We start from the raw sequence: 25,800 nt of genomic DNA, 5'->3' as shown, positions 1-25,800 counted from the left end.
CGATGGCCTTACCCGCGGTCGCCGAGAAGCTAACCCGGCCCACCCGTTAGCCGGGGCCGTGCGCCGGGTACCGAGGGGCGGTGGCGGTTGTGGAGCAAGTAATCGAGGCCCCGGCCCGGCAGGTGTGGGCGGTGCTCGCGGACGGGTGGACCTACAGCGACTGGGTGGTGGGCACCGCCCACATGCGCGACGTGGACGAGGAGTGGCCCCGGGTCGGCACCCGGCTGCACCACCGGGCCGGGCCCTGGCCGTTCTCCCTGGAGGACTGCTCGGTGGTGCTGGCCTGTGAACCGGAGCGCAAGCTCGTGCTCCGCGTCCAACTCTGGCCGGCCGGGGAGGCCGTCGTGGTCTTCACCCTGGAACCGGTCGGCTCGGACACGACCCGGGTGAGGCTGGCCGAGGACTTCGCCGCCGGGCCGCTGCGCTGGATCCGCACCAAAATCAACGACCTGGTGCTGCACCAACGCAACAAGGAGACCCTGAACCGGCTCGCCGACATCGCCCGTCGGCAGAAGTCGCCGGGCTGAGCGCGGGGCGCTGCGCCAGGGGAGCCATTTCCCCCCGGAAGGGACAAGTAGCTACGCTCTCAGTAGCCCTGTCCGCAGACCGAGGATGTCCCCCATGATCGAACCCGTCCAGTTACCCTCGCCGTGGCGGGACGTGCGCCTGACCGTCGTGGTCCCGACCTACAACGAGGCAGGCAACCTGCCGGTGCTGGTCGAGCGTCTCCTCGCGCTGCCCCTTCCCGGCCTGAAGATCCTGGTCGCCGACGACAACTCCCCCGACGGCACCGGCGAGGTCGCCGACAAACTCGCCATAGAGCATCCGGAGCGGGTACAGGTCGTGCACCGGCCCGGCAAGGAGGGTCTCGGCCGGGCGTACGTGGACGGAATCGGCCGGGCCCTCGACGGCGGGGCCGAGTACGTGGCGCAGATGGACGCCGACCTGTCCCACCCACCGGAGGCCCTGCCGGGAATGCTCGGTGCCCTGCTGTCCACTCAGGCCGGCGTGGTCATCGGGTCACGCTACGTGCCCGGCGGGGAGCTGGACGAGAACTGGCCGCTGTACCGGCGGGCGCTCAGCGGCTGGGCGAACCTGTACGTGCACACGCTGCTGCGGGTACGGATCCGGGACCTCACCGCCGGTTTCAAGATCTGGCGGGCCGACGCGCTGCGCGACATCGGCCTGGAGCGGGTGCAGTCCAACGGTTACAGCTTCCAGGTCGAGATGCACTACCTCGCCACCAAGCTGGGGCACACCATCCTGGAGGTGCCGATCCGGTTCGAGGAGCGGCGCGACGGCGCGTCGAAGATGACCACCGCCACCAAGATCGAGAGCGCGTTGATGCCGTTCAAGCTGCGCACCCGGCACCGCAACATCGGGCCCTGACCGGCCCGCTCACGCGTACACCGCCCGGTGGGCGGTGGCCATCGCGCGTCGGTACCACCCGCCGGTGAGGGCCCGGTCGCGGGCCAGGGCGGCACGGGCGGCGTTCGCGCCGGGCGCCCCGTGCACCCCGCCGCCGGGATGTGCCGACGCGCTGGCCAGGAAGAGCCGGTCCACCGGGGTGTCGGCACGACCGAGGCCGGGCACCGGCCGGAGGAACAACTGCTGGTAGGGGGCGGCGGTGCCACCACCCAACGCGCCGCCGACCAGGCTCGGGTTGGCCTGTTCCAACTCGGCCGGTCCGGCCACGTGCCGGCCCACCACCAGGGCACGGAAGCCGGGCGCGGCAGCCTCCAGCACCGCCTCCATCCGCTCCACGTGGGCCAGGACGTCGTCGGAACGCCAGTGGCGGCGAAACGGCAGATGGGTGTACGACCAGAGGGACTCGGTGCCCGGCGGCGAGTGGCTCGGATCGGCCACCGTCATCTGCCCCACCAGCAGGAACGGATCGGCGGGCAGCTCACCCTGGGCCAGCTTGGCGGCGTAGCCGGTCAACCCGTTGAGGTCCGCCCCCAGGTGCACGGTGCCGGCAGTGGCCAGCCGACGGTTCGTCCAGGGCATCGGCGCGGACAGCGCCCAGTCCACCTTCAGGGTCGACCCGTCCCAGCGGAAGTGCTCCAGGTCGGCCACCAGGCGCGGCGGCAGCCCGGCGGGACCGACCAGGTCCAGGTACAACGCGGGAGCGGGAACGTCGGCGAGCACGGCGCGCCGGGCCCGCCAGTCGGTGCCGCCGACGGTACGCACCCCCATCGCCCGGCCCCGGGCGGTGAGGATCCGCTCCACCCGGGCGCCGTAGACGATCCGCCCACCGCGCTCGGTCAACCGGGCCACCAGCGCGTCGGTGATCTTCTGCGCGCCGCCCTCCGGCACCGGCCAGCCGACCTGTTGCCCGAGCATGGCGAGCAGCCAACCGTAGACGCCGGATCCGGCCTCCTGGGTGGACAGATCCGTGTGCAGGGCGCAGCCGGCCAGCAACGCCGGTCCACCGGCGCCGTCGAACAGTTCCCCGCCGAGCCGACTCACCGGCAGCACCAGCCGCCGGGCCAGCCGCAGTGAGCCGCCGACCCGCAGCCGGCGCAGCAGGTCGAGTCCGCCGCGTACCGGCGGGAACGGGGTGGTGATCAGAGCCATCATCGGGTCGGCGACCTGCTGCCACTGCGCGTACGCGGCCAGCCAGCGCTCGCCGTCGCCGGGGGCGAAGGTCTCCAGCGACGCCGCCGTGACGTCGGGGTCGCGGTTGAGCACGGCCGCCCGGTCGTCGGGGAACAGGTGGGCCAGCACGTCCGGGGCGTGCCGCCAGGCGAGCCCGTAGCGGGTCAGGTCGAGCCCGCGCAGCACGGGTGAGGCGAAGCCGAGCGGGTAGAACGAGCTGAACAGATCGCTGAGGTAGCCGGGTGCGGTCACCTGCGCCGACCGCACCGCCCCGCCGGGCACCTCGGTCGCCTCCAACACCAGCACGTCCCAGCCCGCGTCGGCCAGCAGGTTCGCGGCGACCAGTCCGTTGTGTCCGGCACCGACGACGACGGCGTCGGCCCGCTCGGCACCGAGGGAGCCTGGCGAAGTCATCCGTGGACGCTACCCCGAGTCGTACCGACGAAACGTTTGCCGCAGCCCGACCCGGGCATCCAGCGCGCCATGTACACGGTCACGCAGCTCATCGGTGGGGTCTGGGGTGCCGGCGGGGAGGCCGGCGAGTGGACGGTGCACGACCCGGCGGACGACCGGCCGGTGACCAGGGCACCCATCGCCACGCCCGACGAGGTCGACAAGGCGGTGGCGGCGGCCCGGGGTGTCGCGTCCGAGTGGGCCGCGACGGCCCCGGCGGAACGGGCCGCGACACTGCACCGGATCGCCGACGCCGTCGCCGAGGTCGCCGACGATCTCGCGTACGCGACGACCGCCGAGATGGGCAAGCCGCTCGGCGACGCCCGGGGCGGCGTCGACGCGGGCATCGCCACCCTGCGGCAGTACGCCGAACTCGCGCCGGCCCGAGGTGGACGTACCCTGCACGGCGACCACGCGGCGCTGGACTTCATGACGCCGCAGCCGCGTGGCGTGGTGGCCGCCATCACGCCGTGGAACGACCCGGTCGCGGTGTCCTGCGGACTGCTCGGCGCGGCCCTGGTCACCGGCAACGTGGTGCTGCACAAGCCCAGTGAGCGCACCCCGGCGACCGGCTGGCTGCTGGCCCGCGCGTTCGACAGTGCCCTGCCGGCGGGCGTGCTGTCGCTGATCGTCGGCGACGCCACGACCGGCGCGGCGCTGGCCGCCGCCGAGGTGGACATGGTGGCCCACGTCGGTTCCAGCGCCGCCGGTCAGGCGATCGCCACGGCCGCCGCCGGCACCGGCGCCAAGGTGCTGCTGGAGAACGGCGGCAGCGACCCGTTGATCGTCGACGCCGACGTCGACCCGGTCTGGGCCGCCGGCCAGGCCGCGCTGGGTGCGTTCGCCAACGCGGGGCAGATCTGCGTCGCGGTGGAGCGGATCTACGCCCACCGGGACGTCGCCGAGGACTTCGTGGACGCGCTGGTCGAGCGGGCCGCCGCGCTGCGCGTCGGACCGGGGCGGGATCCGGACACCCAGCTCGGCCCGCTGGTCGACCGACGGCACCGCGACCACGTCCACGGGCAGGTGACCGCCGCGGTGGCCGACGGTGCCCGGCTGCGCGTCGGCGGCACCCTGCCGCAGGGCCCGGGGGCCTTCTACCCGGCGACGGTCGTCGACGGCTGCCGGCACGATCTGGCGCTCATCCGCGAGGAGACGTTCGGGCCGGTCGCCGCCGTGGTGGTGGTCGACTCGTTCGCCGAGGCGCTGCGGTGCGCGGCCGACTCACCGTACGGGTTGGCGGCGACGGTGCTGACCGCGTCGATGAGCCACGCCCAGCGGGCCTGGCGGGAGCTACCGGTCGGCACGGTCAAGGTGAACTCGGTCTTCGGTGGCGCGCCCGCCGGTGCCGCGCATCCGCGTCGCGCCAGTGGTCAGGGCTTCGGCTACGGACCTGAACTGCTCGACGAGTTCACCGCCACCAAGGCGGTGCACATCGAGGCGCCCGGGGGCGGCCACTGGTGAACCAGCCGGAACCGACCGGGGCCCGGCGAGCCGCCGGGGCCGGATCGACGGGTACGCCGATCGGGCCCCGGGCGGACGGCCGTGAGCTCAGCGGCCACGGGCCTTGCGGGTCTGCCGGTCGTTGGCCTTCTGGATGGCCTTCACCAGTTCCGGCTTGGTCATCCTCGACCGTCCCGGCACGTCCAGGTCGCGAGCCACCCGCATGAGATGCTCCTTGGATGCGTTCGCGTCCACCCCACCGGCGGTCGGTGCCCGCCGGGCCGGGCCGCCGCCTGCGGCCTGCTGGTCGCTGGGGCCCTTGCGCCCCTTCGGCTCCCAGTGGTCACCGACCTTCTCGAACTGATGTTTGACCGCGGCGAACGCGGCACGGTGCGCCCGCTCGCCCTCACCGTAGGTCTCGACCGCGGAATCGTGTGTCTTCACCCAGGTGCGCTGGGCCTTCTCCGGGGAGCGCCGCAGCGTGCTGGGCAGTACCTCGCGCCCGGGCATCTCGAACCTCCTCCGTCTGCGAGCGATTCGAATTCGGGTACCCCCGCGACGCGGCGGCAAACACCGTCGGCGTTTGCTCTTGCCCGGAGCCGGGTACCGGCCCGGCCATCGACGGACCGTACGCGCCGGCCGTGTCCCAGGGAGCGGTGATGACGACGACGAACCCCGACGCTCCGACGGCCGACACCCCGATGCCTCGGCTACCCGGGATCCGCCAACTGCACTGGCAGACCTGGCGCGGCGTGCTGGTCCGGGCCGGGCGCAACTACCTGCGGGACAACTGCACGGACTGGGCCGCCGCCCTCACCTACTACGGGGTGCTGGCGCTGTTCCCCTCCACCGTCGTGGTGGTGGCCCTGGTCGGCCTGGTCTCCGACGGGGAACGCACCGTCGACACGGTGCTCGACCTGGCCCACGACGTGGGTGCCGGCTCGGTGGTGGCCAACGAGAGCTTCGTCGGGGTGGTCCGCGAGGTGGTGAGCCAGAACAGCTCCGCCGGAGTGCTGCTCAGCTTCGGTCTGCTCGGCGCACTCTGGTCGTCGTCGAACTTCATCGCCTCGTTCACCCGTGCCTCGAACACCATCTACGGGGTGGTCGAGGGACGACCGGTGTGGAAGCTGCGTCCGACCCAGATCGGGCTGGCCGCCCTGTCGCTGGTGCTGCTCGCCACCGTGGCCGTGGGGTTGATCGTCAGCGGCCCGGTCGCCGACGCACTCGGTGACCTGGTGGGTGCCGGCGACGCGGCGCGCACCGCGTGGGCGGTGGCGAAGTGGCCGGCGCTGGCGTTGATCGCGATGTTGTTGATGTCCCTGCTGTTCTGGGCCGCGCCGAACGTGCGCCAGCCACGGTTCCGTTGGCTCACCCCGGGCGGGATGGTGGCCCTGGTCACCTGGGCGCTCGGCTCCTTCGGCTTCGGGCTGTACGTGGCGAACTTCGGCTCGTACAACACCACGTACGGCAGCCTCGGCGCGGTGATCGCGTTCCTGGTCTGGCTCTACCTGTCCAACTCCGCGCTGATGCTCGGTGTCCAGATCAACGCCGAACTTCAACGGGGGCGGGTGCTCCAGTCCGGCCGCGACGACGCCGAGGAGCCGGTCCTGCCGCCCCGGTCACCCGCCGGTACGTGACCGCCTGCCGGTTTACCACCCGCACCGTCGGGTAGCGCAGAAGGCATGGATCGCGGCAGCAGCAAGCACTCACCACGGGTCGACGAGCAGATGAGCCAGGAGGTCAGCGGCCTCGTACAGGGGCCGGGGACCGGCGGCTCGCGGGTCGACGAGTCTCGCGTGCCGGAACCTGCGGGAGAGGACCAGCCGGAACCGACCACGGCACCGGCCGGCGAGCTGCGTAGCGGCTCTCCGCAGGGCATGACCTCCGAGGACGTCGAGGCACGCAGCCGGCTGGGGCGGTTCATCACCATGAAGAGCCTCCCCGGTGATCGAGCCGCGCTGCTGGCCAACGCACGCGAGAACGAGGCCCCCGACGACGTGTTGGCGGCGCTGGAGCGTCTGCCCGAGGGCACCCGGTACCAGACGGTGTCCGAGGTGTGGGCGGCGTTGGGTCACACCAACGAGACGACGCGCTGGTAGCCGAACCGGTCCGCAGCTTCCCCGAACCCCAGGAAGGATGCCTGATGAGTGGCGTAATGGAGCATGTCGACGTGGCCGTCCCGGTGCGGACGGCGTACGACCAGTGGACGCAGTTCGAGGAGTTCCCCCACTTCATGGAGGGTGTGGAGGAGGTTCGCCAGCTCTCCGACACGATGACCCACTGGACCGTCGAGATCGCCGGGGTCAAGCGGGAGTTCGACGCCGAGATCACCGAGCAGCTGCCCGACGAGCGGGTGGCGTGGCGGTCGACCGGCGGCACCCAGCACGCCGGGGTGGTCACCTTCCACCGGCTGGACGAGAACACCAGCCGGGTCAGCCTCCAGTTGGAGTTCGACCCGCACGGGGTGATCGAGCAGGCCGGCGACAAGCTCGGCGTGGTCGACCGCCGGGCAAAGGGTGACCTGCAGCGCTTCAAGACCTTCATCGAGCGGCGCGGTCAGGAGACCGGCGCCTGGCGGGGCAAGGTCGACCGTCCGCAGCCCTGACCCCCACGACACGATCGTCGACGACCGCCGGGGCCACCCGGCGGTCGTCGCCGTACGGCCGGTCGGCCCGCCGGCCCTGGACCGCCCCGGGTCGGGCGCGTCGTTTGGGGAGACCGGGCCGGGGTACCGCGAAGGCATGACCGACGACAGAGCGTGGCGCGACGAGGAACGGCTCCCGCTGGAGGAACTGGACCGGGCCGTCGCCCGGTCCACGCTCGACGGGCAGGCCGACGACGTGACCGGCAACGACGCCGGCGAGGAGGCCGCCTTCGGGCACGGCCCCGAGGCGGCCGACCGGGGCGCCGAGGTGCCCGGCACCGGGCGTGAACCGACCGACCGGGACCGCGCCTACCGACCGTCCACCACCGGACGCACCGGCCCCGACACCCTGTGACACGGTGACGCGCCGGGGGGTGACCGGCCGCCACCGGCCCGGAGTAGCCGGAGGAGTTCAGCGGCGGTCGGGGCGGCGGCCAGGTCCAGGTTCAGCCGAACGGCGGTGAATTCGGACAGCTCCGGCAGAATCGGCCGTTCGGCTGACGGCAATGGCCGCGTCGCGCGCAAGACTTTCGGAATGCATCAGGGCTCCGGCTTCCTCACCACGCGTCAGCGCCGCCTGACATGGCTCGGTTTCCTTCTCGCCGCCATACAGGCGCCGGTATCCGCACGGCTGGTCGACGACAGCTCGTGGCTGTTCAGCCTCTGCGTCGCGCTGATGGTGGCGACCGTGATCATCGCCGACGACGCCGCACGTCGTCGCCCGGCGGACGCCCGCTCCTCGGAGTAGGCCCGCCGCACGTCGGGATGGTCACCGCTCGCCGGTCGGCCGCGCCTCGTGGCCCGGGCGACCGGGTGTCCGGCGGCGTTCCTTCATCTCCGCCTCGTAGAGGTGGCGTCGGCCGTCGACCAGCTGCTCGCGCGCCGACCGGTCCAGGTCACGGAAGAGCGCGTAGTAGCCGTCGTCGAAGTCCTCGACGATCTGGAACGTCCACCGACCGGCGATGACGTTGCGACCGATCAACTCGTCGCCGATCCGGTCGGCGATTCCGGGGTGCCCGGCGTCGCGGAACATCCGGACCGCCTCGTCGAGCATCAGGTCGGCGTGTCCGATGAGCTGGTGCAGCGAGTAGAGGTGCCCCCGGGCGCGTTCCACGCACTCCAGCGCCTCGCTGAGTTTGCCGAGCGCCGCCACGGTGTCGTCGCTCACACCGGTGGGGCGCCGGTGTAGCGGGTCGGGTCCGTCGACGGTGTTCATCCGTACCTCCTCGTGCCGGCTCTGCCACGGCGTCCGGTTTCCGCGCCCCGCCGCGTCCGACTCGATCCCCCCGGTCACCCGGCGAACACCGCCGGGGAGGCCGTGACCGTCCGAGCGGCCGAGGTCACGGCGCTGCGGGTTGGCTACATTCGTTCCCCATGCGCGTGTCGTCGAACCGGGTCACCTCCCCCACCGCCGTCGACTGGGTGCGGTCCAGTCTCGTCACGCTCACCAACGCCGTGGGCCTTGACGGGCTCGCCGCCGCCCGGGTCCGGCCGGGCCTGCTCGCCGCCGTCGACCAGCACGCCGCCGCGGTCCGGGACAGCCTGCGCGGGGACCGGCGTCCGCTGACCGCCGCGGCCCTCGCCGGCTACGCCGACGGAATGTGCGCCGCCGCCGAGGAGCACGGCTGGCGGCCGGCCGAGGCGCCGATCGACTGGGCGGAGGCGGACTGGGTGCTGCTGCGCCTGCTCGCGATCTGCGCGCTGACGGCCGCGCTGGACACGCCGTCGCCACAGCCGCCGCCGCTGTGACGGTGACGGGTGCCCACCCTCAGGGTGGACACCCGTCCCGCGACACCACCGCCCGTCACGGACGGAACTGCTGGGTCTCGTCACCCGCGTTGCCGGACTGGTAGGTACCCCGTCCCCCGGCCATCGAGGACTCCGGTCCCCGGGAGGCCGGCTGGGCGGCACCGGTCCGGTCGGCCATCTGCCGCTGCATGTCGCCGCGGCCGGCCTCGGCACCCTGCCGCTGCTCACGGATCGCCCGCGACTCCTCGGCCGCCCTGGTGAGCCAGCCCTCCCAGCGCTGCTGCATCGGCCGCACCAGACCGCCACCGACGCCGACGATCAGGATGCCGGCCACCGTGGCGAGCACCGCGATCAGCACGGGCTGGGTGACGGTGGTGGCGATACCCACCTGGTTGAGCGCCGCGATCACCCCGAGCGCGATGATGAAGATCGCCGTCACGTCGGCCAGGAAGCGGCCGTACGACAGCCCGCCGAGCGCCCCGGTGACCAGATCCCGCACCGCGTTGGCGATGGCGGCGGCCACCACCACGATGACGATCGCCACGAAGGCTCGTGGCAGCCACGCCACCACACCCGCGATCAGATCGCTGATCGCGTTCGGGCCCCAGACGCCGAAGGCGAACTGAAGGGTGAACAGCAGCACCGCGTAGTACGCCAGCTTCGCCAGGATGTCACTGGCGTCGTACCGCGTCCGTTCCAGCGCACGCTTGACACCGCCCCGTTCGACCGCCCGGTCGAACCCCACCCGTTCCAGGACCGTATCCACGATCTTGAGCACGGCTCTGGCGATGAGCCATCCGACCACGAGGATCGCGATGAACGCGATGGCCCGGGGTACGAACAGCAGCACCGACCTCCACATGTCGGCCGCGGCGTCACCGATGTTGACCTGCCTGGCCGCGAGGGTTTCCGGCATGACGTCCCTCCTGTCGCATGGTTTGCCCGGCGCGCTTACCCCGTCACCCGGCCAGCACGCCGCCGCGATCACCCCCTTTTTCCGGACAGAGCCCACCGGAGCGGCTCTGACCTGCCCTGATGTCCCGGCCCGACGCGCCCGGTCGATGATCGGGAACGTTGGTCGAGCGGGCGGACTAGGCTGCGCTCATGCCAGGAACGGTCGGGCGAGTACCCACGCCAGCAGGCCCTCTGCCGGGCACGGCGGTCCCGGGCACGAAGACCGTCGCCGGCCACCCCCGGTGGGCTGCCACGACGCTCGGCCCGTACGAGTCGTGGGATCCCGCGGTGCGAGCGGTGGCCGACGTGGTGCTCGCCTCACCGGCCCCGATGGCCCTGCACCTGGGCACGGACTTGCTGCTGCTCTACAACGAGGCGTACGCCGAACTGATCGGCGACCGGCATCCGGACGCCGTGGGACGTCCCGCCGCGGAGGTCTTCGCCGACGTCTGGCAGCGCCCGGGGATCGGCGACGTGATCGAGCACGCGTACCGCAGTGCCGCTGCCCTGCTGGACCGGGAGATCCCGCTTCCGCTGTACCGTGCCTCCGGCGCGGTCGAACAATCCGTCTACACCCGCGCCTGCTCTCCGGTACGCGACAGCCGGGGCCGGGTCGTCGGTGTCCTGGCCGTGGTGGCCGAGACCAGCCCGGCCGCCCGCCAGTTGCAGGGCCTCAGCGACTTCGCCGCGGTGCTCTCCGGCACCCTCACCCTGGACGACGTGGCCCGGGTCGCGCTGCGCTACGCGATCACCACCTTCGACGCCGACCGGGTCTCCTTCGCCGTGGACGACGGCGGCGGTGGCAGCGGGTGGCGGATGGTCCGGCGGGTGCGGGGCGAGTTGGTGGACGAGGCGGACGAGCGGCTGCCCCCGCTGTGGCGGCGCGGCTCGGCCGACTGGTCGGCCCCGGCCGTGGTCAGCGCCCGCAGCGGGCAGGCCAGTTTCACCGACGACGGCCAGCCGCTGCACGAGATCGCGGTGGACCGGCACGATCAGAAGATCCGCGCCCTGGCGGCGGTGCCGTTGCGCGCCTCGGTGGTGCGGGGGGCGCTGACCGTCGGCTACCGATCCCCGCACCCGTGGTCCGCCGCGGAGCGGGCGCTGCTGGCCGCCTCGGCCGAGCTGATCGGGCAGGCCACCGAACGGGCCCGCCGCTTCGAGACCCAGCACGGCACCGCCCAGCTGCTGCAACGCAGCATGCTGCCGGAGAACCTGCCGGTCCTGCCCCGCCTGCGGATCGCCGCGCGCTACGACCCGGGCGTGGACGGCAACGCCGCCGGTGGGGACTTCTACGACGCGTTCGTGCTGCCCACCGGCGAGTTGGGGGTGGTCCTCGGTGACGTGGCGGGCCACGACGTCCAGGCCGCCGCCCGGATGGGCCAGGTGCGGGCCGCGTTGCGCGCGCTGGCGCTCAACGACCCCCGCCCGGACCGGGTGCTCGCCGGGCTCGACCGGCTGGTGGGCAGCCTCGGCGCGGAGGCCGGCACCTACGAGTTGTTCGTCACCGTGGCGTTCGGTGTCATCGACGTCGAACGGGAGGAGCTGACCCTGGCCAGCGCCGGGCATCCGGCACCGCTGGTGCGTCGCTGTTCACCGACGGGTGAGCCGAGGGCCGAGTACCTCGACGTGCCCTCCGGCACCCCGTTGGGGATCGGCTACCGCGCCGCGACGCGTACCGTCGCGTTCTCCCCCGGCGACACGTTGCTGCTGTTCAGCGACGGTGTGGTGGAGCGACGCCGGTATCCGCTCACGGACGGCCTGACCCGCCTGGCGGATTCGGTGGCGGGGGCGCCCAGCGGCGATCCGCGGTCGTTGTGCGCGGTGGCCTCCGCGGCCGTGCCCGGCGCGACCGAGGACGACGTGGCGGTCCTCGCCGTCGAGTACGCGGTGCGGCCGAGCCGGTCGGCGCGGATGGAGGTGCCGGCCGAGCCGACCGCGCCGAGCCGGGTACGGCACTGGATGACCGCCCAGCTCACCGAGTGGGAGGTCGCCGAGTCGGTGATCGGTGCGGCGGTGCTGTGCACCAGCGAGCTGACTACCAACGCGCTGCTGCACGCGGGCACGGCCGCCCGGGTGGAGGTCGACCTGAGCCCCGAGCGCCTGCTCGTGTCGGTGGCCGACTCGGGCTCCCGGGGCACCGTCACCCGGACCCGTACGGAGACGTTGAGCAGCCGGGGACGTGGCCTGGGTCTGATCGAGGAGCTGAGCGACGCCTGGGGCACCGACCCCACGGTGCGCGGTTCGACGGTCTGGTTCGAGATCCTGTTGCCGCCGACCTGATCTGACCTGGGGCGGCACCGGTCGCGGTCGGGTCGGCGATCGCACGGCGACCGACGGTAGCGGGGTGGGTGTCGTAACCCCGCACGCATCGAGTTGTTCCGAAAGTCTTCACAAGCCGGCAATCGACCCGTACCTTGTCGGACATGTGGGAGCGCTTCCACGCACTTTCTTCGATGGGTACGAGGAGCAGACCATGAGAAACCGAAGTACGTTCGCTCTGGTCGGCGCCGCGGCGACGGCACTGACCGTGGCCGCCACCGTCGGCGTGGGCGCGCTGCGCCCCGCGCCCGCCGCCGCCGCCGACTCCGTCTTCTACGTCGATCCGCAGGCCAGCGCCGCCCGGTGGGTGGCCGCCAACCCGAACGACCCGAAGGCCGCCGTGATCCGGGACCGGATCGCCAACGTGCCGCAGGCCCGCTGGTACACCACCACCAACACCTCGACCGTACGCGCCGAGGTGGACTCCTTCGTCGGCGCCGCAGCCGCCGCCGGCAAGATCCCGATTCTGGTGGTCTACAACATCCCCAACCGTGACTGCAGCAACCACAGCGCGGGTGGCGCGCCGAACCACTCCGCCTACCGGCAGTGGGTGGACCAGGTCGCCGCAGGTCTCGGTGGCCGCCCGGCCAGCATCATCCTGGAACCGGACGTGCTGCCCATCATGACCAGCTGCATGGACGCGAACCAGCAGGCCGAGGTGCGGGCCTCGATGGCGTACGCCGGCAAGGCGCTCAAGCGGGGCTCGTCGGCCGCGAAGGTCTACTACGACATCGGCCACGGCGGCTGGCTCTCCGCCGGGGAGGCCGCCGCTCGGCTGAACGCCGCCGACATCGCCAACAGCGCCGACGGCATCTCGGTGAACGTGTCGAACTACCGGTACACGCACGACGAGGTCGCGTACGCCAAGCAGATCATCGCGGCCACCGGCCACTCCCACCTCAAGGCGGTCATCGACACCAGCCGTAACGGCAACGGCCCGGCCGGCTCCGAGTGGTGCGACCCGCCGGGACGGGCGATCGGCACGCCGAGCACCACCAACACCGGCGACTCCGCCATCGACGCCTTCCTCTGGGTGAAGCTTCCGGGTGAGGCGGACGGCTGCATCGCGGCAGCGGGTCAGTTCGTCCCGCAGCGGGCGTACGACCTGGCCATCGCGGCAGGCCCGGTGCAGACCACCCCGCCGCCCTCGTCTCCGCCGCCGCCCTCGTCCCCGCCGCCGCCCTCGTCCCCGCCGCCGCCGTCGTCCCCGCCGCCCGGTGGTGGTGGCTGCTCGGTGACGTTCACCCCGAACACCTGGCCCGGTGGCTTCACCGCCGACATCCGGGTGACCAACCAAGGTGCCTCGCTCAACAGCTGGACCCTCACCTTCACGGTCGCGTCCGGGGTGCAGCTGAGCAACGGCTGGAACGGTGACTGGAGCCAGTCCGGCAACCAGATCACGGTGCGCAACGCCGCCTGGAACGGCAGCCTGCCCAGCGGCGACACGCTCAGCGTCGGTTTCCAGGGCACCTTCACCGGTGGCAACCTGGCCACGCCGAGTGGGTACAGCCTGAACGGCACCGCCTGTTCCTGATCGGCCGATCCGACCCGTGGGCCCCCGACGCCGCCGAGACCGGCGGCATCGGGGGCCCACCCCTGCCCCCTCGGGCACTGCCGCTCGAGCTGCCGGGCCGGATCAACATGGGGCCGCCTCAGGGTGTTACCGCCGCGTCGACCCGGGAAGGCGACAGGTGACGAAGGAGGAGAACCATGACCACACAGTCGAACCCCTCGGCCTGGCAGCCGGGTGTGACCGGCGGCGGCACCCTCCCGTCGGGCCCCGGCGGCCGTCCCGCCGCTCCCAGTGGTAACGGCCACGGACCTCCCACCGGTCCACCGACCGTGACGATCGGCGCGTTCCCGGACTATCCGGCCGCCCAGCGGGTGGTGGACCACCTCGCCGACAACCGGTTCCCGGTGGAGCGCACCGCCATCGTCGGCACCGACCTGACCCTGGTCGAGACCGTGCTGGGCCGGATGACCACCGCCCGCGCGGCGCTGGTCGGCGCTGGCACCGGAGCCTGGTTCGGTCTCTTCATCGGCCTGCTGTTCGGCATCTTCACCGTCGGGAACTGGGTGGCGGTGATCCTGGCCGGCCTGGTCATCGGCGCGATCTGGGGTGCCGTCTTCGGTGCCATCGCGCACGCGATGACCGGCGGGCAGCGTGACTTCACCTCGGCCAGTTCGCTGCGGGCCAACCAGTACGCGGTCACCGTGGAGGCCGACGTGGCCGACCAGGCCCGTCAGCTGCTGGCTCGACTGAACCTGGGCGGACGCGCGCCGCAGACGGCCGCCTGACACCACCACCACCGACGCCACCACCGGCGGTCCCATCGTGGGGCGCCGGTGGTGGTGTCGCGCGTCGGGTCAGTCGGTGGCGAGCCGGGCGTGCAGGTGCTCGTCGTAGCGTCGACCGTCGCCGTAGCGGTGCGACTGCCGCAGGGTTCCCTCGGCCAGGAAACCGGCGCGCTCGGCGACCCGGCAGGAGGCCGGGTTGGCCACCGCGTGACAGAGTTCGATCCGCTCCAGCTCCAGGTCGGCGAAAGCCCACTCGGTGAGCCGTACGACCGCGGCCGTCGCGACCCCTCGGCCACGCGCGGCAGCCACGGTCCAGTAGCCGATCGAGGCGTCGCCCGCGTGGATGCGGTGCAACGAGACCGAACCGAGCAGCGCGTCCGGATCGGTCGGGTCGACCACCGCCAACGCCACGTGGCCACCGCCGGACCAGTCGGCGCGCCACCGTAGCCAGCGCAGCGCGGCGTCGAGGTCGAGCGAGTCTCCCGGCGGGTTCCATTGGGCGATGGCCGGATCGTGCCAGGCGTCGAGCACGGCAGGCGCATCCGCCTCCCGCCAGGGACGAAGCAGCAGGCCAGGTGCGGTCAGTTCCACCGCGGCAGCGTCTCACACCACCCCCACGCGACGCGCACCGGTTTCGCCCGTCTATCTCTTCAAACCTGCACGACCGAACCGTTGGCTCGTCATCCTCCTGCCTCGCGACAGGACAGGGGCACATTGTTCAAATTTTTAGTAAGTGCTACCTTGGCACCGTGACCGAGAGCCTGGACCAGACCCGCCTGACCGCCTGGCGGACCTACATCGAGGCGAGCCAACGGCTGTTCACCCGGCTGGAGGACGACCTACGCGCCGCCAGCGGGCTCAGCTTCGCCGACTACCACGTGCTGGTGCTGCTCTCCGAGGTGCCCGGGCAACGACTGCGGATGGGCGAGTTGGCCGACCGCCTGGTCTTCTCCCCCAGCCGGCTGACCTACCAGATCTCCGCCATGCAACGGCGGGGCCTGGTCGCCCGGCAGCCCTGTCCCCGAGACGGGCGGGGCAGCGAGGCGGTCCTGACCGCCGCCGGGCTGCTGGCGCTGCGCGAGGCCGCACCGCACCACCTGCGGTCCGTACGCACCCACCTCATGGACGACCTCGACGACGCCGAGGTCGCCTGCCTGACCGGGATCTTCACCCGGCTCGGCCGACGGCTGCGTGACGCCGCCGGCGACACCATCCTCGGCGACAACTGAAGGAGCCCCGATGCCCGCCATCACCGTCGACAACGTCCTCGTCCTGCCCCGGCTGCCCCGGCTCGACGAGTCCACCACGTTCCGGCCGGTCCGCCGACTCAGCACCGCGCCCAGCGGCTTCGAGGGCGAGGGCTTCCCGGTGCGCAAGGCCTTCGCCGGGGTGCCGATGAGCGAGCTGGACCCGTTCATCATGCTCGACCAGATGGGCGAGGTGGACTACGCCCCCGGCGAGCCGAAGGGCACCTCCTGGCACCCGCACCGCGGCTTCGAGACCGTCACCTACATCATCGACGGGATCTTCGACCACCAGGACAGCCACGGTGGCGGCGGCACCATCACCAACGGTGACACCCAATGGATGACCGCCGGCAGTGGGCTGTTGCATATCGAGGCTCCGCCGGAGCACCTGGTGGTCAGCGGCGGGTTGTTCCACGGCACCCAGTTGTGGGTCAACCTGCCCCGGGCGGCCAAGATGAGCCCGCCGAAATACCAGGACATCCGGGGCAACCAGGCGGCGCTGCTCACCACCCCGGACGGCGGCGCGCTGATCCGGGTGATCGCCGGTGAGATCGCCGGTCACCGGGGACCCGGTTCCACGTACACCCCGATCACCGTCACCCACGTGACGGTCGAGCCCGGGGCGCAGGTCGACCTGCCCTGGCGGCCCGACTTCAACGCGCTGGTCTACGTGCTCGGCGGTCGGGGCACCGTCGGCGCGAACGGCCGTGGCGTACGCACCGGCCAGCTGGCCGTGCACGGGCCGGGTGACGCCCTGCGGTTCAAGGCCAACGCCCGCCAGGACAGCCGCAACTCGACGCTGGACCTCTACATCATGGGCGGCCTGCCGATCCGGGAACCGGTGGCGCACTACGGGCCGTTCGTGATGAACACCCGCGACGAGCTGCTCCAGGCGTTCGAGGACTTCCAGGCCGGACGCCTCGGCGTGATCCCGGCGGAGCGGCTGCCGCACACCGGAGGTCAGGGCGAGCGTCCCTGATCGCAGATCGGGCGCCGGGGCGGCTCCGATGTCCGGGGCCGCCCACCCGGCGCGACCGACCGGTCCCGCTGCGCGGTGCGGGCCGACGGGCCGTGGCTCAGGAGACGGCGAAGATGCCGGCCACGCCGAGCACGACCATCACCAGTACGGTCAACAGCGCCCCCCGCTCGCCCTCCACCGCCTGCTCACGGTGTTCGGTCGCGGAGTTCGTCGGCTCGCCGGACATGCTACGGCTCCTCGCTGCTCGGGGTGGGGATCGGCCGGAACACGCCGACCCGGTCACCGAGTTACCCGCCTGGCCCGGTGAAAACCTCACCGGGCCGCCCCGATCCACCGACCACCACCCACCACGCCAACGCGGGGTGGGTCGCCGCGTACCGCCCGGTCAGGATCTCGACGACAGGCCGGTAGCCGCCGTCCGGTGTGGCGACCGACGGACCGGCTCCACCTCGCCGAGCACCGTCAGCCCACCGGGGTACGCGAACGACGACCTCGGTGAGTAGTAACCCCAGGCGATGGTGAGCGGGTTCTCCGGGCGCAACGCGTACACCGGATGATCCGGGTCGAGGAACTCCACTGATTCGATCTCGAACGAGGCGGACGGTTCGGCGACCACCGGGTAGATGCTGCTGACCAGTTGACCGTGCAACTCGGTCAGGTAGCGGTGGTGGCCGTTGTGCACGAGGTGTCCGGTCTCCCCGACCCGCACCTGGGCCCGGATCACCGGCAGGCCCTCGATGGCGGTCTCCGTGACGATCGTGTCGTTCCGCTCGGTGATGCTGGTACGCCCCGACATGGCCGGGGCGCCCCGAGCCAGGGCGTAGCCGCGTACCCGCTCGCTACAGGTGACGTAGTGGGTCCACCAGCCGCCCGGGGTCACCCCGTCCGGGGCGTCCATGTCGAGCAGCGTGATGCCGATGTAGGTCAGGGAGTAGGCGCCGAAGCCGGAGGTCTGACTCTCGTCGTCCACCACGTACTGGTTCATGAAGACCTCGCGGTCCGGGTGGGGCCGCAGTCCTGCGGGGACCAGCGCCGCCACCGCGTCCGGGTCCGCCGGGAGCCAGCTGAAGTACAGCGTCCGGCAGTTCACGACGAGGTGAGGAACGGCAGGATCGAGCACGGCGCCTCCGGATCAGGGGTGTACCCCGCGACGCTATGCCCGGTCCCGTCAACGGGACAACGACGGATTGGTGACACTGACGGGCAGCCCACCGCCCGGCATCATCCGTTCGACACCTTCCCCCCGCCGTCCGACTCGGCAACGGCGACGTTCGGGCTTACCTAACTGGCCCGATCGGCTACCTCGATGCTACGTCCCTTCATCCCCTCAGCGCAGAAACCGACCCTTCAGCGCGCGGTATGAGGCATTTCTTCCTTGGCATCCCATAAGTACATCGTCCGTTCGGCTAGATTTTTGTTGGACGGTCGGGCTAAGGTGACTTCCGAACGTACAAACAGAAACAACCAAAGCGTCACGTCTATATCCGCGGACGAGGTGCAGGGAGGACCACCAATGACCGCGTCAACGATCACCGAATCGACGCCCGCCCCGGCAACCACGGCCCCTAAGCTCGACCCGCGGGCGCTCACCGACAGTGCCGCCGACTTGTTGAACGCCATGGCCGCGCTGCCGGCCGGGCACCCCTCACGGGCCGCGCTGCGCGACCGGGCGATCGAAGCCTGGCTGCCCCTGGCCAACCACCTCGCCCACCGCTACAGCGGTCGCGGCGAGCCCACCGACGACCTCGCGCAGACCGCCGCCGTCGGCCTCATCAAGGCGATCGACAAGTTCGACCCCTCCCGTGGCGTCGACTTCGCCGGCTACGCGATCCCCACCATCATCGGCGAGCTGAAGCGGCACTTCCGCGACCGGACATGGGACATCCGGGTACCCCGCCGGTTGCAGGAGCTGCGGCTGGCGATCTCCGACGCCAACAGCTCCCTGTTGCAGACCCTGGGTCGCTCCCCGACGGTCGCCGACATCGCCGCCCACCTCAAGCTCACCGAGGAAGAGGTGCTGGAGGGTCTGGAAGGCGCTCGCGCGTACAACGCGGTGTCGCTGTCCACCCCGACCGGCGACGGTGACCGCGCGACCGAACTCGGCGACATGCTCGGCGGTGAGGACAGCGAGTTCGAGCTGGCCGAGCTGCGGGTGGCGCTGGGCCCGGCACTGGCCACGCTCGACGAGCGGGAGCAGAAGATCCTGACGCTGCGGTTCTACGGCAACCTGACGCAGTCGCAGATCGCCGAGCAGATCGGCGTCTCGCAGATGCACGTGTCCCGGCTGCTGGCTCGGGCGCTGACGAAGCTGCGGGGGCAGCTCGACGGAACGTACTAGGAGGGGGTGGCGCCGGTGGCCGGGTCCGTCGGACCCGGCCACCGGCGTGTCCGCACCACCTCAGGCGGCGGCCACGGGCTCCCGCCACATCGGCCAGAACGGCGTACCGTCGGGCAGCCGGAACGGCTCGGCGACCCGGTAGCCGTGCCGCGCGTACAGGTCGCGGCTGGTCTCGCTGCTCGCCTCCAGGTACGCCGGCATGCCGTTGGCGTCCAGCCAGGCGTGATGGTGACGCAGCAACGCTGTCCCGACGCCCTGGCCCTGGCGGTCCGGCCGCACCGCGAGCAACGCCAGATGGTGGTGGTCGGCGTGCGGATGGTTGGCGGCGAACAGGTCGTCCAGGTGCACGAAGTTCGGGGTCCACTCCCCGCACGCCGAGGCCAACCGGGCGTCGTAGTCCTCCGGCGGCGGCAACGGTTCGCCGACCGACGGCAGCCAGACCGCCACGCCGGCCCGGTCGTCGGTGCCGAAGACCAGCCCGTGCCGCATCGCGTGACTCACGATGATCTCGAAGTTCCCGGCCAGCACCGTCTCCCGCCTGGCCTCGTCCGGCACCAGCCACCGCGTCGCGTCGAGCACCAGGAACGACTCGGCGATCCGCTCGGCGACCCAGCGGGCGTCGTCCGCACCGAGCCGGGTGATCTGCGTCGTGGTCATCGCCGCACCCCCACCGTCGGCGTCGGCTCGGTGACCGACTGCGAGACCACGCCGGCCGCCGCGCTCTCCGCGCCCAGACCGACCCGGGCGTACGTGTCGGGACGCCGCCGCCGCAGCGACAGGCCCCACAAACCGCCCAGCACGGCCGCCACCGGGTAGGCCAACGGGATCGCCCAACGCAGCGGCGAGTCCGGCTCGACCCCGAGCAGGTTGGCGAAGTTCTGCACCGCCAGGATGATGATCGCGATCAACGCGACCGTCGCGATGCCGGGCGCGATCAACCTGCGCCACAGCGTCTCCCGCTCCCCGCTCCGGGCGAAGAACGCGATGATCGCGACCGAGGTGGTGGCGATCATCAGCAGTACGCCGAACCCGCCGCTGGTACCCAGCCAGAAGAACAGTTGCAGGACCGGATCCCAGCCGTTGACCGCGTACAGGAGGATCACCAGCAGGCCGAGGGCACTCTGGGCCAGCGAGGCGGCCCGGGGCGCGCCGGTCACCGGCGAGGTCCGCCCGAACACCGCCGGCAGCACCCGCTCCCGGCCGAGCGCGAAGGTGTACCGCGCGGTGGTGTTGTGGAACGAGATCATGGCGGCCAGCACCGAGGTCAGGAAGAGCGCCTGCCCGATGGTCAGGACGGTGTCGCCCAGGTGCTCCCCGGCCAGGTTGAAGATCAGCTCGACGCTCTGGGTACCGGCCTGCTCGACGATGCGGTCCGGTCCGACCGCCACCGTCATGCTCCACGAGGAGAGCGCGTAGACCACCGCGATGATCGCCACGGACAGATAGGTGGCCAGCGGCACCGTACGCCTCGGGTCCTTGCTCTCCTCGCTGAAGACCACCGCGGCCTCGAAACCGACGAAGCCGAGAATCGCCAGCACCAGCACCGCGCCGAGTCCGGGTACGAAGAAGTTGTCCGGCGAGAACGCGGTGAAGCTCACGTCGCCGCCGGCCGGGTTGCCCAGTTGGCCGAGGTCGAACACCACGATGATGGCGATCTCGGCGCAGAGCAGCGCCGCCAGCACCATGCCGTTGATGTCCACCCGGAGCAGGCCGAGCACCGCCACCATGGCCCACGCCACCAGGGCCACGATCCACCACTGTGGCGTGATCCCGAACAGCCGGTCCAGCACCGGGGTGGCCGCCGCGCCGATGGTCCCGTAGAGCCCGACCTGGAGGGCGTTGTAGGCGATCAGGGCCACCCAGGCCGTACCCACCCCAGCGGGTCGTCCCAGCCCACGTGCCACGTACGCGTAGAAGGCACCGGCGTTGGCCATCCGCCGGGCCATCGCCACGTAGCCGACGGAGAACACCGTCAGGACCAGGGCCACCGCCAGGAAGGCCAGCGGAATGCCGAGCACGCCGATGACGCCGTAGCCGGTGGTGACCACGCCGGCGACCACGGTCAGCGGTGCCGCCGCGGAGAGGACGAAGAAGATCACCGAGGGGACACCGAGCCGGCCACGGGCCAGCGCCTCGGATACGTTGCTCGGTCGTTGGGATGTCGCTGTCGAGGACATGTACCGCTCCGGTCTGGGGAAGGGGTGCCGGGTCAGGGAGCGCCGCGCAGCACCGCCGCACCGACGGCGGCCTCGGTGTGCGCGACGAGTTCCTTCAGCGGGTCCGGCAGGGCCGGGATGATCAGGTTGAGTCGGTGGTGCGCGCGCGGACCGGCGCTCCACAGCACCTCGCGGGTCAGTCCGGCGGCGGTGACCAGCCCGAGCAGCAGCGCGTCGGGCACGGTGGGGGGTTCGGCGCGTTCCAGCAACGCCCGCAGCCGGGTGGCCGGCCAGGCCACGACGTTGAGGTCGATCGGTTGGTACGTGACGACGGTCCGCAGCAGCCGCCGGGTCTCCTGCCGCCGCAGCACACCGGCCCGGCACAGCCGCTCCCCGACCGAGGTCACCGCGGTCTGGGCGAGGAAGCTGAGCCAGGTTCGCACCGACTGGTGTTGGGCCTCGCCGACCAACTGATCCAGTACGGTGTGCGCCAACGCGTCAGCCGGAGGTCGGCGGTCGATCACGGCGACCTGGCCGGCGGTGACCGTCACGTGTCCGTAGAGGACAAGCTCACCGAGGAGCCCTCCGGCCAGCCCGAGGCCAGTCGCCGCCGGGTGCAGCTTCGCCTTGCCCCGGTTGTCGTTGTGCGCGATCAGAAAGAACTCGTCGGCGGTGAGCACACGTCCTCCCCGAGCCGGCCGTCCAAAGTGATCGCTAACCCGGGAAAGGATGCACTGAGCGCAACTGCAACGCAACTCCCGTTTTTCTTAGTTGCACTCCGTGGTGGTGCGACCTGCGCCTTTTCCCGTGACAGACTCGGAGGGTGACTGCGAGCCCCACCGTCAGACGCCGCCGCATCGCCCGCGAGCTGCGCCAGTTGCGAGAACGTTCCGGAATGACCCTGGACGTCGCCGCCCGCCAACTGGACATGTCCAAGAGCAACCTGTCGCGCATCGAGAACGCCCAGATCGGCATCAAGCCCCGCGACGTCCGAGCCGCCCTGGCGCTGTACCAGGTCACCGGCTCCGACGCCGAGGCGCTGATCGAGATCGCCCGGGGCGCCCAGCAGCGCGGCTGGTGGCAGCACTACAGCGACGTGCTCCCGGACTGGTTCGAGTTCTACGTCGGACTGGAGGCCGAGGCGGCCACGCTGCGCACGTACGAGGCCGAGGCGGTGCCCGGCCTCCTACAGACCGAGGCGTACGCCCGCGAGGTGTACCGACTCACCGCCGGCGAGTCGGGACTGGACCGTAAGGTGGCCGCCCGGCTACGCCGCCAGGACGTGCTGCACGGCAACGCCCCGGTGGAGCTGTCGGTGGTGCTGAACGAGGCGGTACTGCTACGCCCTGTCAGCGATCGGAGCGTCATGGCAGGCCAGATGAGCCACCTGGAAACCGTCGCGCAGCTACCGAACGTCACCATCCAGGTACTTCCCTTCGACGTCGGCGGACATCCGGCGATGAACTCGTCGTACGTGCTGCTCACCTTTGCCGACGCGGCCGACGCGGCCGTCGTCTACCTGGAAAATCTCTCCGTGGGCATGGCACTGGAGGAGCCCGCGCAGGTGCGCTCGTATAGCCTTGTGCACGAGAGGCTGTGCGCTCTGGCACTTGATCCAGCGGCGTCCCTGGTCCGCCTGAAGGAAGCTTCTCGCTACTTTACGTGACCGCTGCATCGCGGTCACTTTCGGTAACGATGAAGGGGATCGCGATGACCGCGCTCGACCTGTCCCGGGCGAAGTGGCGCACCAGCACCCGCAGCGTGGGCAACGGCAACTGCGTCGAGGTGGCCACCATCGACGGTGGGGTCGCGGTACGGGACAGCAAGGACCGCCACGGCCCGGTGCTGACCTTCCCGCCGTCGGCCTGGAGCGCCTTCGTCACCAGCGTCCACAGTCGCTGACCCCTCCGGGCTCCGGGCGGACGCCCTCCCGACGCATCCTGCCGCCCACGTCCCCGCGCGGCCAGGATCGACGCCGCGCCGCCCGGACGACCGGAGCGCCGCGCCCCTCCGTGGATGCCGGCGCAGGTGGGCTGGGCGGGGCGGTGCGAGACTGGGCCGTGCTCTCCGACGTGCCTCTCGACCTGCCGGTCCGGCCAGTGCTGCCGACGCTGGTGGCGGCGCTGGAGTCCGCCGGCAGCGCGGTCCTGGTCGCCCCGCCCGGCACCGGCAAGACCACGCTCGCCCCGCTCGCGGTGGCCGACGCGGTGGCCCGGCGGGTGATCGTCGCCCAGCCTCGCCGGGTGGCCGCGCGGGCCGCTGCCCGGCGGATGGCCGCCCTGCTCGGCGAGCCGGTCGGCGACCGGATCGGCTACGCGGTTCGGGGTGAGCGGCGGGTCGGGCCGCGTACCCGGGTGGAGGTGGTCACCACCGGGCTGCTGGTCCGCCGGTTGCAGCATGACCCGGAGTTGCCCGGCATCGACGCGGTGCTGCTCGACGAGATCCACGAGCGGCAGCTCGACGCCGACCTGGCGCTCGCGTTCAGCGTGGAGTCCCGCGCGGCGCTGCGGCCGGAGCTGTGGGTGCTGGCCATGTCAGCCACTCCGGAGGCAGACCGCTTCGCCGCCCTGATCGGCGGCGCGACATCGGCGCCGGTGGTGCGGGCGGAGTCGGCGCTGCATCCGGTGACCCGCATCTGGGCCCCACCGCCTCGACCGGTGCCACCGCCCGGCGCGGGACCGGTGGACCGGGCACTGCTCGACCACGTCGCGGCCACCGTCCGACGAGCGCTGCGCGAGCAGGAGGGCGACCTGCTGGTCTTCCTGCCCGGGGTGGGCGAGATCGCCGCAGTCGCCGGCAGACTCTCCGACCTGCGCGACGATGTCGACGTGCTACGCCTGCACGGCCGCCAGAGCAGCGCCGAGCAGGATGCCGCGCTGCGCTCGGGAGAGCGACGGCGGGTGGTGCTGGCCACTGCGGTGGCGGAGAGCAGTCTGACCGTGCCGGGGGTGCGGACGGTGGTGGACGCGGGCCTGTCCCGGGTGGCCCGGCTGGACCTGGCGCGAGGGCTGGGCGCGCTGGTCACCGTGCCGGTGTCCCGTGCGGCGGCGACCCAACGAGCCGGTCGGGCCGGTCGGGAGGCCCCCGGCCAGGTGTACCGCTGCTGGTCGCCGGGGCTGCACGAGCGGTTGCCCGCGCAGCCGGAGCCGGAGATCGCAACCGCCGACCTGACCGGGTTCGCCCTCGAGGTCGCCGCCTGGGGCGCTCCCGGCGGGACCGGACTCGCGCTGCCCGACCCGCCTCCGGCGGCGGCGATGGCGGTGGCCGCCGAGACGCTGACCGCCCTCGGCGCGCTCGACGCGGACGGGCGGATCACCGAGCGGGGCCGGGCGGTCGTCGCCGCCGGAGCGCATCCCCGGCTCGCCCGCGCCCTCATCGACGGGGCCGACCGGGTGGGTGCCGACCGCGCCGCGCAGGTGGTGGCGCTGCTCGCCGAGTCGGCGGTGGCCGGTTCCGGCGACGATCTCGCTGCCGCCTGGCGTCGGTTGCGCGCCGGCACCGACCCGGCCGCCACCGCACGATGGCGTGCGGAGGTACGCCGGCTGCGCGCCGCTCTGCCGCCCGCCGCCCCGGACCAGCCGCAGGAGGCGGCGGACGGGGTGCCGGTGAACAAGGGACGGGATGGCCGACGGCCAGTGTGGTTGCCCGACGACCTCGCCGCCGGGCTGCTGGTCGGACTGGCCTACCCGGAGCGGCTGGCCCGGGTGCGGCGGCCGGGCGGTTCGGCGTACCTGATGAGCGGCGGGACCGCGGCGGAGCTGGCACCCGGCTCGGAGCTGGCGGGCGTCGAATGGCTGGCCGTCGCGGTGGCCGATCGTGCCCCCGGCGCACCGGCCGCGCGGATCCGGCTCGCCGCCGTCCTCGACGAGGTCACCGCCCGCGAGGTGGCCGGCTCCCTGCTGCGCAGTGAACGCCAGATCGGCTGGTCGGGCGGGGACGTGGTGGCCAGGGAGGTGCTCCGGTTGGGGGCCATCGAGGTGGTCGACCGGCCCCTGGCCCGCCCCGACCGGGAGGCGGTGGTCGCCGCCCTGCTGACCGGGCTGCGCGACACCGGCCTCGACCTGCTGAGCTGGACGCCGTCGGCCACGAATCTGCGCGAGCGCCTGGCGTTCTGCCGACACGCGCTCGGCGACGACTGGCCTGACGTCTCCGACGAGGCGCTGCTGACGGGCGCCCCGCACTGGCTGGGGCCGGAGCTGTCCGACGCCCGACGTCGCAGCGACCTGGCCCGGGTCGACGTGACCGCCGCGCTACGCCGGCTGCTGCCCTGGCCGTTGGCCGGGCGGCTGGACGAGTTGGCACCGGAGCGGATCGCGGTGCCCAGCGGTTCGCGGATCCGGGTCGACTACGCCGATCCGGCGGCCCCGGTCCTCGCGGTCCGGCTCCAGGAGACCTTCGGCTGGTCGCAGGCGCCCCGGGTCGGTGGGGGCCGGGTGCCGGTGCTGCTGCACCTGCTCTCCCCCGCCGGTCGACCGGTGGCGGTCACCGCCGACCTCGCCTCGTTCTGGCACTCCGGCTACCGGCAGGTCCGCGCCGAACTGCGCGGACGCTACCCACGCCACCCCTGGCCGGAGGATCCCACCACGGCCACGCCGACCCGGCACAGCGGGCGTCGACGGTAG

Annotated in this window: 29 protein-coding genes; 18 read left to right on the top strand and 11 right to left on the bottom strand. The window is 72.2% G+C overall.

The genetic code is table 11. The annotated features are described in order from the left end of the window. Positions 1 to 80: 80 nt before the first annotated feature. Together FF096_RS13095 and FF096_RS13090 are read left to right on the top strand one after the other, a co-directional pair. On the top strand, positions 81 to 527 hold the full coding sequence (locus tag FF096_RS13095; RefSeq protein WP_309223203.1) for an SRPBCC family protein: 447 nt from the start codon (positions 81 to 83) through the stop codon (positions 525 to 527). A gap of 94 nt (positions 528 to 621) precedes the next feature. Continuing rightward, positions 622 to 1,389 (top strand): polyprenol monophosphomannose synthase, encoded by a 768-nt coding sequence (locus FF096_RS13090; RefSeq protein ID WP_155217872.1) that lies wholly within the window; start codon positions 622 to 624, stop codon positions 1,387 to 1,389. Positions 1,390 to 1,398: 9 nt separating this feature from the next. Here the strand turns inward: FF096_RS13090 and FF096_RS13085 are convergent, their stop codons facing one another. Next, on the bottom strand, positions 1,399 to 3,012 hold the full coding sequence (locus FF096_RS13085; RefSeq protein ID WP_155217871.1) for an NAD(P)/FAD-dependent oxidoreductase: 1,614 nt from the start codon (positions 3,010 to 3,012) through the stop codon (positions 1,399 to 1,401). Between the two features lie 69 nt (positions 3,013 to 3,081). Between FF096_RS13085 and FF096_RS13080 the strand changes: the two genes are divergently transcribed. After that, positions 3,082 to 4,515 (top strand): aldehyde dehydrogenase, encoded by a 1,434-nt coding sequence (locus FF096_RS13080; protein ID WP_155218113.1) that lies wholly within the window; start codon positions 3,082 to 3,084, stop codon positions 4,513 to 4,515. 87 nt (positions 4,516 to 4,602) lie between these two features. On the opposite strand, the gene FF096_RS13075 is transcribed toward FF096_RS13080, so the two are convergent. After that, positions 4,603 to 5,004, bottom strand: a complete 402-nt coding sequence (locus FF096_RS13075) for a ChaB family protein (protein WP_155217869.1) — start codon at positions 5,002 to 5,004, stop codon at positions 4,603 to 4,605. Between the two features lie 149 nt (positions 5,005 to 5,153). Here FF096_RS13075 and FF096_RS13070 point away from each other — a divergent pair, with 149 nt between their 5' ends. The 5 genes from FF096_RS13070 to FF096_RS13050 all read left to right on the top strand — a co-directional run bounded on the left by FF096_RS13070 (position 5,154) and on the right by FF096_RS13050 (position 7,886). Further along, complete coding sequence (locus tag FF096_RS13070; protein WP_155217867.1) at positions 5,154 to 6,131, top strand: YihY/virulence factor BrkB family protein; 978 nt, start codon at positions 5,154 to 5,156, stop codon at positions 6,129 to 6,131. A 45-nt stretch (positions 6,132 to 6,176) separates the two neighbouring features. Then, positions 6,177 to 6,593, top strand: coding sequence for a DUF2795 domain-containing protein (locus FF096_RS13065; RefSeq protein WP_155217865.1), 417 nt, complete (start codon positions 6,177 to 6,179; stop codon positions 6,591 to 6,593). A gap of 44 nt (positions 6,594 to 6,637) precedes the next feature. Further along, a complete protein-coding gene (locus FF096_RS13060; RefSeq protein ID WP_155217863.1) occupies positions 6,638 to 7,099 on the top strand; it encodes an SRPBCC family protein in 462 nt (153 codons plus the stop codon). A gap of 136 nt (positions 7,100 to 7,235) precedes the next feature. Beyond that, on the top strand, positions 7,236 to 7,493 hold the full coding sequence (locus tag FF096_RS13055; RefSeq protein ID WP_155217861.1) for a hypothetical protein: 258 nt from the start codon (positions 7,236 to 7,238) through the stop codon (positions 7,491 to 7,493). A gap of 105 nt (positions 7,494 to 7,598) precedes the next feature. Further along, positions 7,599 to 7,886 (top strand): hypothetical protein, encoded by a 288-nt coding sequence (locus tag FF096_RS13050; protein ID WP_230462572.1) that lies wholly within the window; start codon positions 7,599 to 7,601, stop codon positions 7,884 to 7,886. 21 nt (positions 7,887 to 7,907) lie between these two features. Here the strand turns inward: FF096_RS13050 and FF096_RS13045 are convergent, their stop codons facing one another. Further along, positions 7,908 to 8,354, bottom strand: coding sequence for a hypothetical protein (locus tag FF096_RS13045; RefSeq protein ID WP_155217859.1), 447 nt, complete (start codon positions 8,352 to 8,354; stop codon positions 7,908 to 7,910). 158 nt (positions 8,355 to 8,512) lie between these two features. Between FF096_RS13045 and FF096_RS13040 the strand changes: the two genes are divergently transcribed. Beyond that, complete coding sequence (locus FF096_RS13040) at positions 8,513 to 8,887, top strand: DUF6401 family natural product biosynthesis protein (protein ID WP_155217857.1); 375 nt, start codon at positions 8,513 to 8,515, stop codon at positions 8,885 to 8,887. A 55-nt stretch (positions 8,888 to 8,942) separates the two neighbouring features. Here FF096_RS13040 and FF096_RS13035 read toward each other — a convergent pair whose 3' ends face one another. Beyond that, a complete protein-coding gene (locus tag FF096_RS13035) occupies positions 8,943 to 9,803 on the bottom strand; it encodes a hypothetical protein (protein ID WP_155217855.1) in 861 nt (286 codons plus the stop codon). Between the two features lie 188 nt (positions 9,804 to 9,991). On the opposite strand from FF096_RS13035, the gene FF096_RS13030 reads away from it, so the two are divergent. The 3 genes from FF096_RS13030 (at position 9,992) to FF096_RS13020 (ending at position 14,458) form a co-directional block, all read left to right on the top strand. Then, positions 9,992 to 12,121, top strand: coding sequence for a SpoIIE family protein phosphatase (locus FF096_RS13030; protein ID WP_155217853.1), 2,130 nt, complete (start codon positions 9,992 to 9,994; stop codon positions 12,119 to 12,121). 193 nt (positions 12,122 to 12,314) lie between these two features. Next, positions 12,315 to 13,694 carry a glycoside hydrolase family 6 protein gene (locus FF096_RS13025; RefSeq protein ID WP_155217852.1) on the top strand — a complete coding sequence of 460 codons (1,380 nt, stop codon included), beginning with the start codon at positions 12,315 to 12,317 and terminating at the stop codon, positions 13,692 to 13,694. A 176-nt stretch (positions 13,695 to 13,870) separates the two neighbouring features. After that, entirely contained in the window at positions 13,871 to 14,458 is a 588-nt protein-coding gene (locus tag FF096_RS13020) for a general stress protein (RefSeq protein WP_155217850.1), read from the top strand. 69 nt (positions 14,459 to 14,527) lie between these two features. On the opposite strand, the gene FF096_RS13015 is transcribed toward FF096_RS13020, so the two are convergent. After that, positions 14,528 to 15,049, bottom strand: coding sequence for a GNAT family N-acetyltransferase (locus FF096_RS13015; protein WP_309223202.1), 522 nt, complete (start codon positions 15,047 to 15,049; stop codon positions 14,528 to 14,530). Between the two features lie 158 nt (positions 15,050 to 15,207). Between FF096_RS13015 and FF096_RS13010 the strand changes: the two genes are divergently transcribed. Together FF096_RS13010 and FF096_RS13005 are read left to right on the top strand one after the other, a co-directional pair. Next, complete coding sequence (locus tag FF096_RS13010) at positions 15,208 to 15,687, top strand: MarR family transcriptional regulator (protein WP_309223201.1); 480 nt, start codon at positions 15,208 to 15,210, stop codon at positions 15,685 to 15,687. Between the two features lie 10 nt (positions 15,688 to 15,697). After that, the gene (locus tag FF096_RS13005; protein ID WP_155217848.1) at positions 15,698 to 16,684 is read left to right on the top strand and encodes a pirin family protein; all 987 of its coding nucleotides are present in this window, start codon (positions 15,698 to 15,700) and stop codon (positions 16,682 to 16,684) included. A gap of 97 nt (positions 16,685 to 16,781) precedes the next feature. Here the strand turns inward: FF096_RS13005 and FF096_RS27080 are convergent, their stop codons facing one another. From FF096_RS27080 to FF096_RS26325, 3 genes are all read right to left on the bottom strand, one after another. Continuing rightward, entirely contained in the window at positions 16,782 to 16,910 is a 129-nt protein-coding gene (locus FF096_RS27080; protein WP_255456636.1) for a hypothetical protein, read from the bottom strand. Between the two features lie 159 nt (positions 16,911 to 17,069). After that, a complete protein-coding gene (locus tag FF096_RS13000) occupies positions 17,070 to 17,804 on the bottom strand; it encodes a hypothetical protein (protein ID WP_309223200.1) in 735 nt (244 codons plus the stop codon). Between the two features lie 227 nt (positions 17,805 to 18,031). Then, positions 18,032 to 18,304, bottom strand: coding sequence for a hypothetical protein (locus FF096_RS26325; RefSeq protein ID WP_196222527.1), 273 nt, complete (start codon positions 18,302 to 18,304; stop codon positions 18,032 to 18,034). Between FF096_RS26325 and FF096_RS12995 the strand changes: the two genes are divergently transcribed. Beyond that, positions 18,198 to 19,022 (top strand): SigB/SigF/SigG family RNA polymerase sigma factor, encoded by an 825-nt coding sequence (locus tag FF096_RS12995; RefSeq protein ID WP_155217846.1) that lies wholly within the window; start codon positions 18,198 to 18,200, stop codon positions 19,020 to 19,022. The genes FF096_RS26325 and FF096_RS12995 overlap by 107 nt on opposite strands. A gap of 60 nt (positions 19,023 to 19,082) precedes the next feature. Here FF096_RS12995 and FF096_RS12990 read toward each other — a convergent pair whose 3' ends face one another. Genes FF096_RS12990 through FF096_RS12980 form a run of 3 tightly spaced genes read right to left on the bottom strand, consistent with a single transcriptional unit; the run spans position 19,083 to position 21,858 of the window. After that, a complete protein-coding gene (locus FF096_RS12990) occupies positions 19,083 to 19,679 on the bottom strand; it encodes an N-acetyltransferase (protein ID WP_155217844.1) in 597 nt (198 codons plus the stop codon). Further along, complete coding sequence (locus FF096_RS12985; protein ID WP_155217842.1) at positions 19,676 to 21,199, bottom strand: APC family permease; 1,524 nt, start codon at positions 21,197 to 21,199, stop codon at positions 19,676 to 19,678. Before FF096_RS12985 ends, FF096_RS12990 begins: the two co-directional genes overlap by 4 nt. Before the next feature lie 32 nt (positions 21,200 to 21,231). Continuing rightward, complete coding sequence (locus FF096_RS12980; protein WP_309223199.1) at positions 21,232 to 21,858, bottom strand: GPP34 family phosphoprotein; 627 nt, start codon at positions 21,856 to 21,858, stop codon at positions 21,232 to 21,234. A 143-nt stretch (positions 21,859 to 22,001) separates the two neighbouring features. On the opposite strand from FF096_RS12980, the gene FF096_RS12975 reads away from it, so the two are divergent. The 3 genes from FF096_RS12975 (at position 22,002) to hrpB (ending at position 25,800) form a co-directional block, all read left to right on the top strand. Next, complete coding sequence (locus FF096_RS12975; RefSeq protein WP_309223198.1) at positions 22,002 to 22,844, top strand: helix-turn-helix transcriptional regulator; 843 nt, start codon at positions 22,002 to 22,004, stop codon at positions 22,842 to 22,844. Between the two features lie 44 nt (positions 22,845 to 22,888). Further along, entirely contained in the window at positions 22,889 to 23,080 is a 192-nt protein-coding gene (locus FF096_RS12970) for a DUF397 domain-containing protein (protein ID WP_155218102.1), read from the top strand. A gap of 158 nt (positions 23,081 to 23,238) precedes the next feature. Beyond that, positions 23,239 to 25,800 carry an ATP-dependent helicase HrpB gene (gene hrpB, locus FF096_RS12965; protein ID WP_309223278.1) on the top strand — a complete coding sequence of 854 codons (2,562 nt, stop codon included), beginning with the start codon at positions 23,239 to 23,241 and terminating at the stop codon, positions 25,798 to 25,800.

Source organism: Micromonospora sp. CP22, from assembly GCF_009712475.1.
In the GTDB taxonomy this organism is placed as follows: Bacteria; Actinomycetota; Actinomycetes; order Mycobacteriales; family Micromonosporaceae; genus Micromonospora.
Note: the sequence above shows the minus strand (reverse complement) of the source record. Positions and strands in the feature narration are given on the sequence as shown.

Coding starts and splice junctions, on each gene's coding strand:
- FF096_RS13040 (WP_155217857.1), top strand. CDS start 8,513: ATGCGCGTGTCGTCGAACCGGGTCACCTCCCCCACCGCCGTCGACTGG.
- FF096_RS13075 (WP_155217869.1), bottom strand. CDS start 5,004: ATGCCCGGGCGCGAGGTACTGCCCAGCACGCTGCGGCGCTCCCCGGAG.
- FF096_RS13025 (WP_155217852.1), top strand. CDS start 12,315: ATGAGAAACCGAAGTACGTTCGCTCTGGTCGGCGCCGCGGCGACGGCA.
- FF096_RS13090 (WP_155217872.1), top strand. CDS start 622: ATGATCGAACCCGTCCAGTTACCCTCGCCGTGGCGGGACGTGCGCCTG.
- FF096_RS13065 (WP_155217865.1), top strand. CDS start 6,177: ATGGATCGCGGCAGCAGCAAGCACTCACCACGGGTCGACGAGCAGATG.
- FF096_RS13060 (WP_155217863.1), top strand. CDS start 6,638: ATGAGTGGCGTAATGGAGCATGTCGACGTGGCCGTCCCGGTGCGGACG.
- FF096_RS13070 (WP_155217867.1), top strand. CDS start 5,154: ATGACGACGACGAACCCCGACGCTCCGACGGCCGACACCCCGATGCCT.
- FF096_RS13020 (WP_155217850.1), top strand. CDS start 13,871: ATGACCACACAGTCGAACCCCTCGGCCTGGCAGCCGGGTGTGACCGGC.
- FF096_RS12970 (WP_155218102.1), top strand. CDS start 22,889: ATGACCGCGCTCGACCTGTCCCGGGCGAAGTGGCGCACCAGCACCCGC.
- FF096_RS12995 (WP_155217846.1), top strand. CDS start 18,198: ATGACCGCGTCAACGATCACCGAATCGACGCCCGCCCCGGCAACCACG.
- FF096_RS13080 (WP_155218113.1), top strand. CDS start 3,082: ATGTACACGGTCACGCAGCTCATCGGTGGGGTCTGGGGTGCCGGCGGG.
- FF096_RS12990 (WP_155217844.1), bottom strand. CDS start 19,679: ATGACCACGACGCAGATCACCCGGCTCGGTGCGGACGACGCCCGCTGG.
- FF096_RS27080 (WP_255456636.1), bottom strand. CDS start 16,910: ATGTCCGGCGAGCCGACGAACTCCGCGACCGAACACCGTGAGCAGGCG.
- FF096_RS13045 (WP_155217859.1), bottom strand. CDS start 8,354: ATGAACACCGTCGACGGACCCGACCCGCTACACCGGCGCCCCACCGGT.
- FF096_RS13035 (WP_155217855.1), bottom strand. CDS start 9,803: ATGCCGGAAACCCTCGCGGCCAGGCAGGTCAACATCGGTGACGCCGCG.
- FF096_RS13005 (WP_155217848.1), top strand. CDS start 15,698: ATGCCCGCCATCACCGTCGACAACGTCCTCGTCCTGCCCCGGCTGCCC.
- FF096_RS13085 (WP_155217871.1), bottom strand. CDS start 3,012: ATGACTTCGCCAGGCTCCCTCGGTGCCGAGCGGGCCGACGCCGTCGTC.
- FF096_RS12985 (WP_155217842.1), bottom strand. CDS start 21,199: ATGTCCTCGACAGCGACATCCCAACGACCGAGCAACGTATCCGAGGCG.
- FF096_RS13030 (WP_155217853.1), top strand. CDS start 9,992: ATGCCAGGAACGGTCGGGCGAGTACCCACGCCAGCAGGCCCTCTGCCG.
- FF096_RS26325 (WP_196222527.1), bottom strand. CDS start 18,304: ATGGCGTTCAACAAGTCGGCGGCACTGTCGGTGAGCGCCCGCGGGTCG.
- FF096_RS13055 (WP_155217861.1), top strand. CDS start 7,236: ATGACCGACGACAGAGCGTGGCGCGACGAGGAACGGCTCCCGCTGGAG.